The 12,468-nt window shown below is 46.1% G+C and carries 12 protein-coding genes and 1 pseudogene; 10 read left to right on the top strand and 3 right to left on the bottom strand.

The features are described 5' to 3' along the window. The first annotated feature begins 48 nt into the window (after positions 1-48). The 9 genes and pseudogenes from gap to CEQ48_RS08945 all read left to right on the top strand — a co-directional run bounded on the left by gap (position 49) and on the right by CEQ48_RS08945 (position 7,166). Positions 49-1,044: a type I glyceraldehyde-3-phosphate dehydrogenase gene (gene gap, locus CEQ48_RS08990; RefSeq protein ID WP_000153496.1), complete on the top strand. Its 996-nt coding sequence runs from the start codon at positions 49-51 to the stop codon at positions 1,042-1,044. A 147-nt stretch (positions 1,045-1,191) separates the two neighbouring features. Further along, positions 1,192-2,082 carry a D-hexose-6-phosphate mutarotase gene (locus CEQ48_RS08985; RefSeq protein WP_089070998.1) on the top strand — a complete coding sequence of 297 codons (891 nt, stop codon included), beginning with the start codon at positions 1,192-1,194 and terminating at the stop codon, positions 2,080-2,082. A 344-nt stretch (positions 2,083-2,426) separates the two neighbouring features. Continuing rightward, complete coding sequence (locus CEQ48_RS08975) at positions 2,427-3,431, top strand: DUF2860 domain-containing protein (RefSeq protein WP_089070996.1); 1,005 nt, start codon at positions 2,427-2,429, stop codon at positions 3,429-3,431. 153 nt (positions 3,432-3,584) lie between these two features. Beyond that, positions 3,585-4,403: a 23S rRNA (guanine(745)-N(1))-methyltransferase gene (gene rlmA, locus CEQ48_RS08970; RefSeq protein ID WP_089070995.1), complete on the top strand. Its 819-nt coding sequence runs from the start codon at positions 3,585-3,587 to the stop codon at positions 4,401-4,403. 77 nt (positions 4,404-4,480) lie between these two features. Next, positions 4,481-5,401, top strand: coding sequence for a ChaN family lipoprotein (locus tag CEQ48_RS08965; protein WP_181714680.1), 921 nt, complete (start codon positions 4,481-4,483; stop codon positions 5,399-5,401). A gap of 139 nt (positions 5,402-5,540) precedes the next feature. Continuing rightward, positions 5,541-5,898: pseudogene (locus tag CEQ48_RS08960) on the top strand (hypothetical protein). 136 nt (positions 5,899-6,034) lie between these two features. Beyond that, the gene (locus tag CEQ48_RS08955) at positions 6,035-6,352 is read left to right on the top strand and encodes a ribbon-helix-helix domain-containing protein (RefSeq protein WP_089070993.1); all 318 of its coding nucleotides are present in this window, start codon (positions 6,035-6,037) and stop codon (positions 6,350-6,352) included. A 107-nt stretch (positions 6,353-6,459) separates the two neighbouring features. Beyond that, the gene (locus CEQ48_RS08950) at positions 6,460-6,855 is read left to right on the top strand and encodes a VOC family protein (protein WP_089070992.1); all 396 of its coding nucleotides are present in this window, start codon (positions 6,460-6,462) and stop codon (positions 6,853-6,855) included. Between the two features lie 20 nt (positions 6,856-6,875). Further along, the gene (locus tag CEQ48_RS08945; RefSeq protein WP_089070991.1) at positions 6,876-7,166 is read left to right on the top strand and encodes a putative quinol monooxygenase; all 291 of its coding nucleotides are present in this window, start codon (positions 6,876-6,878) and stop codon (positions 7,164-7,166) included. Positions 7,167-7,227: 61 nt separating this feature from the next. Here CEQ48_RS08945 and CEQ48_RS08940 read toward each other — a convergent pair whose 3' ends face one another. Both CEQ48_RS08940 and mlc read right to left on the bottom strand, forming a co-directional pair. Further along, positions 7,228-8,175, bottom strand: coding sequence for a chemotaxis protein CheV (locus tag CEQ48_RS08940; RefSeq protein WP_089070990.1), 948 nt, complete (start codon positions 8,173-8,175; stop codon positions 7,228-7,230). Positions 8,176-8,280: 105 nt separating this feature from the next. Then, positions 8,281-9,498 carry a sugar metabolism global transcriptional regulator Mlc gene (mlc, locus tag CEQ48_RS08935; RefSeq protein WP_089070989.1) on the bottom strand — a complete coding sequence of 406 codons (1,218 nt, stop codon included), beginning with the start codon at positions 9,496-9,498 and terminating at the stop codon, positions 8,281-8,283. 310 nt (positions 9,499-9,808) lie between these two features. On the opposite strand from mlc, the gene pyk reads away from it, so the two are divergent. Then, positions 9,809-11,254, top strand: a complete 1,446-nt coding sequence (pyk, locus tag CEQ48_RS08930; RefSeq protein ID WP_089070988.1) for a pyruvate kinase — start codon at positions 9,809-9,811, stop codon at positions 11,252-11,254. Positions 11,255-11,297: 43 nt separating this feature from the next. Here the strand turns inward: pyk and CEQ48_RS08925 are convergent, their stop codons facing one another. Next, entirely contained in the window at positions 11,298-12,455 is a 1,158-nt protein-coding gene (locus CEQ48_RS08925) for a patatin-like phospholipase family protein (protein WP_181713270.1), read from the bottom strand. Positions 12,456-12,468 lie beyond the last annotated feature (13 nt).

Here is a 12,468-nt window from a genome sequence, read left to right as displayed (position 1 = left end):
TTACTACCAGTTATCTTTAATCAGAAATTAAGTTGTGGAGCAACTATAATGACTATCAAAGTAGGTATTAACGGTTTTGGCCGTATCGGTCGTTTCGTTTTCCGTGCTGCGCAAGAGCGCAATGACATCGAAATTGTAGGCATCAACGATCTGATCGACGTTGATTACATGGCATACATGCTGAAGTACGACTCAACTCACGGTCGTTTCAACGGCACTGTTGAAGTTAAAGACGGTAACCTGATCGTTAACGGCAAAACTGTACGTGTAACTGCAGAACGTAACCCAGCTGACCTGAAATGGGGCGAAATCGGTGTTGACGTTGTTGCTGAAGCAACTGGTCTGTTCCTGACTGACGAAACTGCTCGTAAACACATCGAAGCAGGCGCGAAGAAAGTTGTTCTGACTGGTCCTTCAAAAGACAAGACTCCAATGTTCGTAATGGGTGTTAACCACAAGACTTACGCGGGTCAAGACATCGTTTCTAACGCTTCTTGTACTACTAACTGTCTAGCGCCTATCGCTAAAGTACTGAACGACAACTTCGGTATCGAGTCTGGCCTGATGACGACTGTTCACGCAACAACTGCAACTCAAAAAACAGTTGACGGTCCTTCAGCAAAAGACTGGCGCGGTGGCCGTGGTGCTTCTCAAAACATCATCCCATCTTCAACTGGCGCAGCGAAAGCAGTAGGCGTTGTTCTTCCAGAACTGAACGGCAAACTGACTGGTATGGCTTTCCGCGTACCAACTGCTAACGTTTCTGTGGTTGACCTGACTGTTAACCTGCAAAAAGCAGCGTCTTACGACGACATCAAAGCAGCTATGAAAGCAGCTTCTGAAGGCGAACTGGCTGGTATCCTAGGCTACACTGAAGATGCAGTAGTTTCTACTGACTTCAACGGTGACACTCGCACTTCTATCTTCGATGCTGACGCAGGTATCGCACTGACTGACAAATTCGTTAAAGTGGTATCTTGGTACGACAACGAAATCGGTTACTCAAACAAAGTTCTTGACCTGATCGCTCACATCTCTAAGTAATGTAGTGATTAGCGAAGAAATTCGTTAGACAAAAAGGCGACTCTAGGGTCGCCTTTTTGGTATCTGAGTATTGGTGTTTCCGAGTCTTTCGCTCGCTATTTCACCAAATCTCAGAGCAAGCCAAAACGCAGACTCAAGGAAACTAAGATGGATTTACTCTCTTTGAAAACCGTCACAACATTGTCTGATTGCGTCACCATAGCTCAGCAAGATCAAGTCAACATCGTACGCGTCATTCATGACAAAGCCAGCGCCGCTATCTCACTGCACGGTGGCCATGTCCTCTCCTTTCAGCCAAAAGGTCAAGCTGACTTGCTGTGGATGAGTTCACAAGCTATTTACGATGGCAAATCCGCGCTACGCGGTGGCATTCCGGTTTGCTGGCCATGGTTTGGTCGTATTGCCGCCCCAGCACATGGTTTTGTACGGAACCAAGAATGGAAACTGATCGAACACAGGGAAAATGAGCAAGGCGTTATCGTCACTCTCGGCTTGCAAGCCACGCCAGAGAGCTTAGCCATTTGGCCATATCAATTTGACGTTCGATTGCACGTGGAAATCCGTGAGAGCTTGACTGTGACACTTGATGTGACTAACACGGATTCAAAAGCATGGACCTTCTCTGGGGCTCTGCACACTTATCTGCACGTGGGTGATATTCGTGAAACGCAAACCTCAGGTGTGGGGACGGAGTACATTGATAGCCTACAAAACAGTCGTCTATGTACTCAGCATGGTTTGCTCACTCTCACTGACACGATAGACCGTGTTTACACGCAACCCGAACCCTTGATCAAAGTGCAAGACCCCGCATTAGCTCGCACGCTGACCGTTGAAAATCAAGGTCATAACTCCGCGGTGTTGTGGAATCCTTGGCAACAAGGTGCTCAATCGATAGCCGACATGAATGATGAGGGTTACTTACACTTTTTGTGTGTGGAATCAACACTGCATGCGCCGTCTCTGGCAGAGGGCATCACCTTACAGCCGAGGCAAAATCATCAGCTAGTCACTCAAATCACTAGCCAAGCTCAATAAGCCTCTCGGTATAAGCAGCACTTTATACCCAAACAACTTGAAGTTGCAGGTAGGCGGCAAATGAGTGAATCCCCATGAGCATAGATACGCTATGTGATTGGGGTGAACGAATGCAGCCAACACCGCTGCAGCTTCAAGTAGGAAGGGTATATCCATTCCGGATTGCAACGCGGGTGTTGCTTATTTCATTTTTGACAAATTTACCGAGCGATCCACATTCTGTTCATCTTTTCGTCATGGCATTCATGACTTAGCTCGATATAATTGTGCCTCTCGATATATACCCAAACGACTTGGAGTGCAGGTAGGAAGGGTATATCGCATACCTTTGGTAAGGAAGCCTAATGAACATTTTCTACCCCAGTCTACTCACTTTGCTTGTCGCCTCTTTGCCACCAGCGGCTTATGCTCAAGGCCCAACCGATAGGAATCAGCCCGGTTGGGATGTCACACTGAGCCTAAACAGCTTTTACGTGCGTGATAAATCGCAAATGAACACCAATGATGACAACGCGATCACCACGGATTTACAGCAATCAGGTACCTCCACTTCCGAACTACTGTTTGCACCACTCGGGAATGTGCAATACACCTTTGCCTCGGGAAATACTCAGCTTTTTGCAGGTCAAAGTACCGACCAAGTTATCGAGGGACAACTGCAGGCGGAACTTGGTATCACCCACCGATTTGAGAGACTGGGTGAAATTACTCTCGCTTATTTTCCTTCGCTGCCTGGCATTAATGAAACTTGGCGCGATCCCTATTTAACACAGACGGCAAGAGCGGCGACCGACATCAGCGCGCAAGGAGGACGCCTTGCTTACACTGCGCCTTTCGCGCTTCCTATTACTCTGCGTTATGCCTACTTAGATTACAAAGTCGATGAAGAGCAAAGCGGTGCAACATCCGGCCTCAATAATACGCAACGTGCCTTACTCAATCGCAACAGTGAGTATCAACAAGTGTCGGCTGAAATCTCTTTACCTCTGAGCCGCTCTTGGTCATTAGTCCCGCAAATCACCTATACCCAGCGTGATGCTCAAGGGGATGCATTTGATTTTACGGCGCAGGATTATCAACTCGGTGTGAATACCTTTTTCGGCCCACAAGCGCTGTTTTTAACCCTCAGTTATGGACAAGAAGAGTACGATACCGCACACCCGATTTTTGCGAAAACCCGTGATGCCAACCGCTGGAGCGCCTTTGCGCTGTATGTCTATCGCGCGCCCTTTGGTTGGCAAAATGTCTCGATTAACGCGATGGCAGGACTGAGTGAAACCGATGATGCGGTGAACTTTTTTGATCAACAATCAACCTTCCTTTCAACGGGTGTCGCCTTCAATTTTTAATGTTGATCTCTTTACTGTAAGGCTGTTCAAGAATTTGAGCGGCCTTTATCCCTCCTGCAGTCAACATCAACAGCGTTAAGAGACTGGGTTGCGCTTTGTATTTCGCGCGGCTGCCGTTAAACTTACGCCTCTATTTTGTTGATTGAGACCACCATGACCTTTTTGTGCCCGCTGTGTGAGCATCCCCTAACGCTAAACCAAAATACTTACGCCTGTATCAATCGTCATCAATTTGATGTAGCGAAAGAGGGGTACGTCAATCTGATGCCTGTTCAGCATAAGCGCTCCAAAGATCCCGGTGATAACAAAGAGATGACACAGGCTCGTCGCCGTTTTTTACACACAGGCCACTACGCGCCCATGCGTGAAAAAGTTGCCAAATTGTGCCAAACCTATTTAACAGACCGCCAACAAATGCTGCTCGATATTGGTTGCGGTGAAGGCTACTACACCGATTTTTTTGCCAAGGCTTTGCGCCAGCAAGACAGTGAAGCACAAACTTTTGGGCTCGATATTTCCAAAATCGCCATACGCTACGCGGCCAAACGCTACCCAGATTGCCAATTTGCCGTAGCCTCTAGCCACCGCTTACCTTTTGCCAATCAGAGTCTGGATGGCGTGATCCGCATTTACGCACCATGCAAAGACACCGAATTGGAGCGTTGTATCAAAATAGGCGGCATCGTTATCACCGTCACGCCAGCGGCGCGTCACCTGTATCAATTTAAACAAGGCATCTACGATCAGGTGCGTTTACATGAAGAGCAACCAGAAACTCTGTCGGGTTTTGAATTGGTTGAAGAGTGTAAACTCCACTACCCTATGGCACTCAATGGCTCAGAAGCGGCAGACTTGTTGCAAATGACTCCGTTCGCATGGCGTGCCAGTGAGGATTTTAAACACCGTGTTAGTCAAAGTGATACTTTCGAATGTGAAGCCGATTTTATGCTCCGAGTGTATCGCAGAAAATAACTGATAACGATTCTCATTGATTGCATAAGTCAGTCGCCTCCATTACCATGAGCGCAATTTTTATGGAGGCCTTTCTTATGCGCACTATTGCGGCACTTTTCCTTTCTTTTAGCTTACTCGGCTGCTCAGCCACTCCAACGCAAGTTAGTACCTTTTATGACTATCAATTGGCGACGCCAACTGGTGAGCGGATCAGCCTACAGAGATTGCCTGCTGAAATCGAAAACGCTGACGTGATCCTGGTCGGTGAATGGCATACCCACGCAGGTATCCACCGTTTCCAGGCTGATTTGCTTAAGCAGATGACGGAAAATGGCCATCCGATGGCACTGTCGATGGAACAGTTTACCCGTGATGCACAGCCCTTGATGGATGACTATCTCAGTGGGAAAATTGGTGAGCAGTATCTGATCCAAAAGGCGAATGCTTGGCCTAATTACGAAAGTGATTACCGCCCTTTGGTCGAGTTTGCGAAAAGCCAACAATTACCCGTTATTGCTGCCAATGCCCCAAAACCTATCGTGCGTTGTATTGGCCGAGTAGGGATTGATTATCTTGACCGTTTAAGCCCTGAACAACGCCAATGGATCGCAACCGAAGTTAACATTCAAGATTCGCCATACAAGAGCACCTTTATGGCTTCAATGCACCATGGCAATCCAGCACAAAATGAGAACCAATATGCGGCGCAAGTCACTTGGGATGAGACCATGGCGGAAAGCATTGTGCGCTATCTTGCGGTAAATCCTAAACGCAAAGTTCTACACATCGCCGGCATGTTCCATACTCAGCAGGGTTTAGGCACGGCGGCATCGATTTTGCGTCGCAACCCAAATCTCAAAGTTGTCATCATCACTCCTGTCGGTGAAATTTCGCCACAAAGTGATGATTATCAACTGCAAGTACTCACGCCACCTGTACGTTATGTGCAAAAAGCGCATCAAGCAGAAGCGATTAACGCATTGAAAAATCGCAACACAGATCTCGTTTGCGAATAAACATCTCTTCTTAGCCATTAAACACTCAAAATAGGCACAGCATTTGCTTGCCTGTTTTTCGCACACAAAGTGTAAAAATTACGCAAGTTTTTTAGTTTGTGGTCGATATAGTTTCAGAGTGATGACTTAGGAGAGATGTATGAACCCAATAGGCGCAGGATCAGTGCAAACGTTGCCATCCAACAATACGCTTAAATCTCAGACACCTACTAAGCCAAATATGGCTCCTGCTCCCCTCAAAGTGGAGCAGAATAAAGTCACCTTGTCTGAAGAAGGCAAAGCGCTGCTTGCCGCTTTACAGGAAATTGAAAAAGAAGGTAAAGCGCTAGAAAGCAAAGATAAAACCGTAGGTGACAAGGTGGAAGCCTTTACTTATGGTGCTTTGGGAATGGATCACCCAGAAAAAAACGAAAGAAGTTGAGGATACCTCCTACTCGGCGGGGCAATATCTTTCCGCTGCGGCAACCGTAGGCGGCATTTTGCTAGCCGTATTGTAGCCTCATCAATCAAAGTCTATTATTCGTAAAGCTCACTTGTGGCAGCGATACTCTGCCACAAATTAGCCGAGTGGGTTGACTCAGCCGCTAAAAATCCCCAAGATTCTTTAGTCTCCAACCTACCTTAAAGCAAAGTATGTGTGAAATTTTTGCCAATCAGCCTAAAGAAAACTATCAGTTTATTACTCGTTCAGTACGTATTGATGGACATGCAACCAGTGTGAAGCTGGAAACCAGCTTCTGGCAAATACTCGAAGAAATCGCACAAGCGCAGGCCATGTCTCTCCCCCGCTTTATTGGTCTTATCTACCGTGAAGCACTTGAATACACTGGGGATATCACTAATTTCGCTTCACTCTTGCGTTGCGCCTGTTTGATCTATCTTCGTGATCCCAAGGATGTGATGACCCACGTCCGTAGCCAATTACTAGCGCGTCAATCACCGATCGCCTAGCGCAATAATCATCATATATCCTTGCATAAACAAGGGTTGTCGTACTCAAGTACTACCAACCCACATGGCAAGATGATTAGTCTTTACCCCAATTCGTTGGAGGATATATGACTAAACTGATCCACACTATGCTGCGTGTTAGCGATCTGGCGCGCTCTATCGACTTTTATCAGCTAGCACTAGCGCTGGATGTCCGCGCGCAATATGTTTTTGATACTTTCACCCTGACTTACCTTGGCAACCAAGAGACAGAAGTCGAGCTGGAACTGACGTTTAATCACAATCAAACGCAACCTTATCTGCTTGGTAACGCATACGGACACATTGCCGTCAGCGTATCAGATATCGATGCCTGCCATAGAAAATTGATTGAAAAAGGCCTAGAACCTAGTGATATCAAAGCTCTGGATCACAAGGGACAACATTTAGCGACCTTCTTCTTTCTTACGGATCCCGACGGTTACAAAATTGAGTTTTTGCAACGTCAGGGACGCTATCTATAACAAAAACAGAGGAAATCACCTTGATCCATTTAACCGCAACATTGCACGCTAAGCCGGACCATATACCAACTGTTCGCCAGTTGGCACAAGCCATGCTCGACCCTACCCGCCAAGAACCAGGTTGTGTCCGTTATGAACTGTTTGAACAACAAGCCACTTCGGGAGTGTTCCAATTCCATGAACAGTTTGCTGATCAGGCGTCATTTGATAGCCATTGCCACAGTCAACACTTTCAACAATTCATTGCCGCACTAGATGGTTTATTAGTTGATGAACCGAATATTCAGTTTTATACATCACTGAACTCATAATAAGAAAAGGCACTCAATGAGTGCCTTGTGTATTTAATACTGCTCGAACAATCAACAAAGCTCAGGAGAGGACTTCCCTTAATCTTTCCTGAGCGACTTGCACTAACAAGTCAGGTTGGAATTTGGAAATAAATCGGTTACAGCCTACCTTTTGCACCATGGCTTCATTAAAGCTGCCACTGAGTGAGGTATTCAGTGTGATATAAAGATCTTTCATACGCGGATCATTACGAATTTCATGAGTTAGCTTATAGCCATCCATCTCTGGCATTTCGGCATCCGTAATCATCATGAGGAGTTCTTTATAGATATTCTTACCTTGGTCACACCAAGACTTTAGGAGGTTCAGTGCTTCCAACCCATCACGGCATTCAATAATGTTCAAACCGAGTTGAGAAAGCGTATCTTTGACCTGATTTCTGGCTGTTGAGGAGTCATCAACAATCAATACGGAGCGCCCAGTCATGTCATTGAGCAATACATGATCCAGCACTTCTTCTGAAATAGAAACATCGTAATGGACGATTTCAGCCAGCACTTTTTCAACATCAATGATTTCAACTATCTGAGAGTGACTACCTTGCTCTTTTACATGGGTAATTGCGGTTAAGTAGTTAGCTCTTCCAGCAGACTTAGGGGGCGGTTGAATTTCTGTCCATGCAGTATTGATGATGTTGCGCACTTGCCCCACCAAAAAGCCCTGTATCGTACGGTTATATTCAGTAATGATCAGATTTTGTTCTGTATCTTGGGCTCGACGGGGAGGAAAACCGATAGCAGATCGTAAATCAATAACAGGCACAGGTTCACCGCGTAATGAAGCCACACCCGTAATATGCGGATGTGAGCCCGGCATTTTAGTCAGCAGAGGGACTTTGATCACCTCTTTCACTTTAAATACGTTTATCGCAAAAATTTGCCGACTATTGAGGCTAAACAGTAACAGCTCCAATCGGTTTTCGCCGACCAGATTGGTACGCTGGTCTACCGTGTTCAAAACACCTGACATACGAAATTCCGTTAAATGAATACCTTGGTAACAGTATAGCCCCTAGGTATAAATGTAAATGTAAGCAAGGCTGAAATTCTTACTTCTTGTATGGGAAATGGCCGATTATCCTTCGACCACTTTCATTAAGAGTAGACCATCATAGAGCGCCTGCTTGATCAAAGCAGCACCAGGCATAGTCGCTTGTTTATAAAAGCGCGACTCCACCAACTTCAGGTCTTGATGATAGACAGGCAAACTCTGTTCACGAATACACTGTTCAATCGAGGGATAAAGAATTGATTTCGCTTGATTAATCACACCGCCAATTAAGATCTTTTCCGGGTTGAATAAGTTAATCACAATCGCGATTGCCGCCCCTAAATAGCGACCCAACTGCTGAATAACATCCACAGCGAGTGGATCTCCATCAGCGGCAGCAGCACAAATATCTTCTATCGAAATATCTTCAATCATCGCGAGGCAACTGGGCTCTCCTGCCTGAATACGCGCCGAAACCTGATCACGAATCGCTTGTGAAGAGGCCACCGTCTCTAAACAGCCGTAGTTGCCACAGTGGCAACGTTTGCCCTTCGGATCGATTTGAATATGCCCTAGTTCACCAATGTTGCCATGTCGACCTTGCAATACGCGACCGTCGAGCACAATACCAGCCCCCAATCCATGGTGAATGGAGATCAAAACGGAATTATCGACATCTTGTGAATGACCAAACAACTTCTCCGCTAAAGCCCAAGCCCGCGTGTCGTTCGCAACAAACACAGGCAATCCGGTAGCTTTGTAAATTTCAGGCCCCAGAGCTAAATTTTTGACATTGTAGTGCGGCATTTGCAGCACAATACCTTGCTCAGAATTGACTAATCCCGGCAAAGTAATGGCAATACTGGTTACGCGATCTAACTGCGCGGCATAGGTTTGAAAAAATTCTTCAATTTCAAACAATAAGCGGGCTAATACATCATCTTGATCGATCTCGTGAATATCAATTTTGGTATCAATCAATACATCTCCACCTAATTCGTGGAGAGCTATAGTGAGATAACCGCGACCAAGCCGCATCGACAAAAACTGCCACCCAAGATTATTGGTCTGAAGGCCAACAGCAGGACGACCGCGACTGATAGCCTCTTGAACCGTCGTTTCATGAATTAAGTGGGCATCAATCAATTCACGGGTAATTTTGGTAATACTGGCTGGCGCAAGCTCACTCTCTTTCGACAAGTCGATCCGAGAGATTGGCCCTTTTTGGTCTATGAGTTTATATACGCGGCCAGCATTGATCTGCTTAATGTGATCAATATGACCGGGTTGAGCCATGTACATGCGACACTCCGGAATTCAACAACAGACCAATTTTTTTACTTTGCGAAGTAATTGTGAAGTTCTTTGTCAGATAGGCGTGACAAATATCACGCATATCCCTAGAAGTTTGTGTTTTATATCCAATTATTAGGCTTTATTTCCCTATTTCACAGATTCGCACTGTATACCAAAACAGAGCAAACCCAAAGTCATCATCAGAGTAACACCTAAGTGCAAGCACTTACTTCACAGCAAAAACGATCTAACTTTTTCTGAGTCACTATACTGAGTATAAGCTTCGCTAATACCTTCACATCTAAGGAACCTTGATATGAGCTCAACTTTACGTAGAACAAAAATCGTCACCACCTTAGGTCCTTCCACAGAAAGCCCCGAAATATTAGAGGCCATCATTCGTGCAGGTGCCAATGTCGTGAGAATGAATTTCTCACACGGCACACCAGAAGATCATAAAAACAGAGCCCAAAAAGTACGTGAGATTGCGGCTAAATTAGGCCGCCATGTTGCCCTGCTCGGAGATTTACAAGGTCCCAAAATTCGTGTGTCGACCTTTAAAGAAGGAAAAATCATCTTAGCAGAAGGAGCGCCATTTATTCTCGATGCGGAGTTAGCCAAAGGAGAAGGCTCACAAGAAAGCGTTGGGATTGATTACAAAAAGCTACCGCAGGATGTCTGTAACGACGATATTTTGCTGCTTGATGATGGCCGTGTGCAGTTGCAAGTTATCTGCGTTGAAGGCAATAAAATCCACACCAAAGTTTTGGTTGGTGGCCCCCTTTCCAATAATAAAGGGATTAACAAAAAAGGCGGCGGTTTGTCGGCAGATGCTTTGACAGAGAAAGACAAAAATGACATTCGGCTTGCGGCTGAAATTCAAGTTGAGTACCTCGCTGTCTCTTTCCCACGCAATGGTGAAGACATGAAGTTCGCACGTCGCCTTGCCCAAGAAGCTGGGCTTCACGCACGTATGGTGGCAAAAGTTGAACGCGCAGAAACCGTCTCTTGTGATGAAAACATTGATGATATTGTCCGCGCCTCGGATGTCATCATGGTCGCACGGGGAGATCTCGGGGTGGAAATCGGTGACCCAGAGCTTATCGCCGTACAGAAAAAACTGATTTCACGCGCGAAAAAACTCAACCGAGTGGTGATTACCGCAACGCAAATGATGGAGTCGATGATCAGTAACCCAATGCCAACCCGTGCCGAAGTCATGGATGTAGCCAATGCGGTGCTCGATGGAACTGACGCAGTGATGCTGTCCGGAGAAACGGCTGCGGGTAAATATCCGGTTGAAACTGTTAAAGCGATGGCTGAAGTCTGCATTGGCGCTGAAAAGATGATTGAATCGAATGAGCAAAACTATCGCATCAAAAGCGTGTTCCACACGGAAGAAGAAGCGATCGCGATGTCGACAATCTATGCAGCAAACCACTTAGGAGGCGTCAAAGCCATGGTCACGCTCACCGAATCAGGACGCACCGCATTAATGACCTCAAGGCTCAACTCTGTATTCCCGATTTTTGCCATGTCCGCCAACCAAGCAACCCTCAATCGCTGCGCGTTATTGCGCGGGGTGATCCCTTTCTACTTCGATACCAAACAAACCAGTGGCTTAGAAGCAGCTATTGCTGCGTTAGATGCACTAAAAGAGCGGAACTTACTCGAAGAAGGTGACCTCGTCATCATTACCCAAGGCGATATTATGGGTGTCGAAGGCTCCACCAACTGCATGCGAATCTTACCTGTGTATTAATCATTGAAAGAGAAGAAGGCTTTCTCGCCTTCTTCTCTTTCAATCACACCTGATTGTTGGGCAATACCTTACGGAAAACCTCAGCTTCTCTATATAATTTTAAAAAGCGGTAACCTGCTTTAAGCCCCAACTCATAGTCATGTTGAAGCGCCTCTGGTGAGCTCAACAGTGAATTTGAGCGTAGCGGCTCACTTGGCATAATTTGCGCAATAAAAGTATCGTCATGATGCGCATCGAGAAACTCAGAAGTCAGAGTATAAGTTTGATAGTGGACCATTAATAAATCCGCCAGCCCTGCATCAAACTTGCTACCCAATAAATGACTAAGCCGATAAATATCATCCGCTCCAAACAACCAACGTCCACCATTAAGAGCATCCAGATGCTTCTGCTCTTTTTTTTGCTCCTTTGCTCGCAGCTTTTGCTGTTGCAGGAACTCATTCCATTCTTGACGCCATCCTGACCACTTATGCTGCAATTGATGTTGAAAATGGCTCAGCGGCTCACGCAACCAAACTGGTAGTTCGTTAGCTGATGGTGGTGAAATGTCCTCGCCCTTAAGCGTAAATTCGGTGCGGATCACTGTGATAAAGCGAGCCTCTTTACGCCATGCTTCTTGCACCGGAATTGATGCTGAAACACCACCATCAATATATTGCTTACCAGCGAGAGTTATAGGCTCAGGATAAAGGCCAGGAATCGCACAGGTCGCCAATAACACTTGCTGCCAATCTGCACCTAGCATAGGAAAATAAGCATCTTTTAAGTCATCAGCGGAGGTGACTGCTGCATAAGCCTTGCGGTTACCTAAGGCTTGACGTGCCATATCCAAATCTAAGCGATAAGGGTATTCACCAATCTGATCCAACGCCCACTGCATATTCATATATTGCTTACGCCGGATGTAACTGAATAGATGGAAAAACTCAGCACGAGTCGTTAGCTCTAAAATGAAGGTTTTGCTCAACCCCGTTTGGCGGGATAAAAAAGCACATAAGTTCAAAGCCCCGGCTGAGGTACCATAAAACTCATGGTAAGGGTCAAAATTAGACAAAAGAAAAGAATCCAATACACCAGCCGTAAAAATGCCTCGCTGACCACCACCTTGAGCGACCAGTGCATGTTTACCACCGATGTACTTGGCTAGACGCTGAGTATTGAGCTCCGTCCTTGCATCAGAAACAACTCCACCACTCTTCATTTGCAGGACCACC

Origin of the sequence: Vibrio tarriae (genome assembly GCF_002216685.1) — a bacterium.
Lineage (GTDB): Bacteria > Pseudomonadota > Gammaproteobacteria > Enterobacterales > Vibrionaceae > Vibrio > Vibrio tarriae.
The sequence above is the reverse complement of the archived record's forward strand: the minus strand, read 5'-3'. Positions and strand labels throughout refer to the sequence as shown.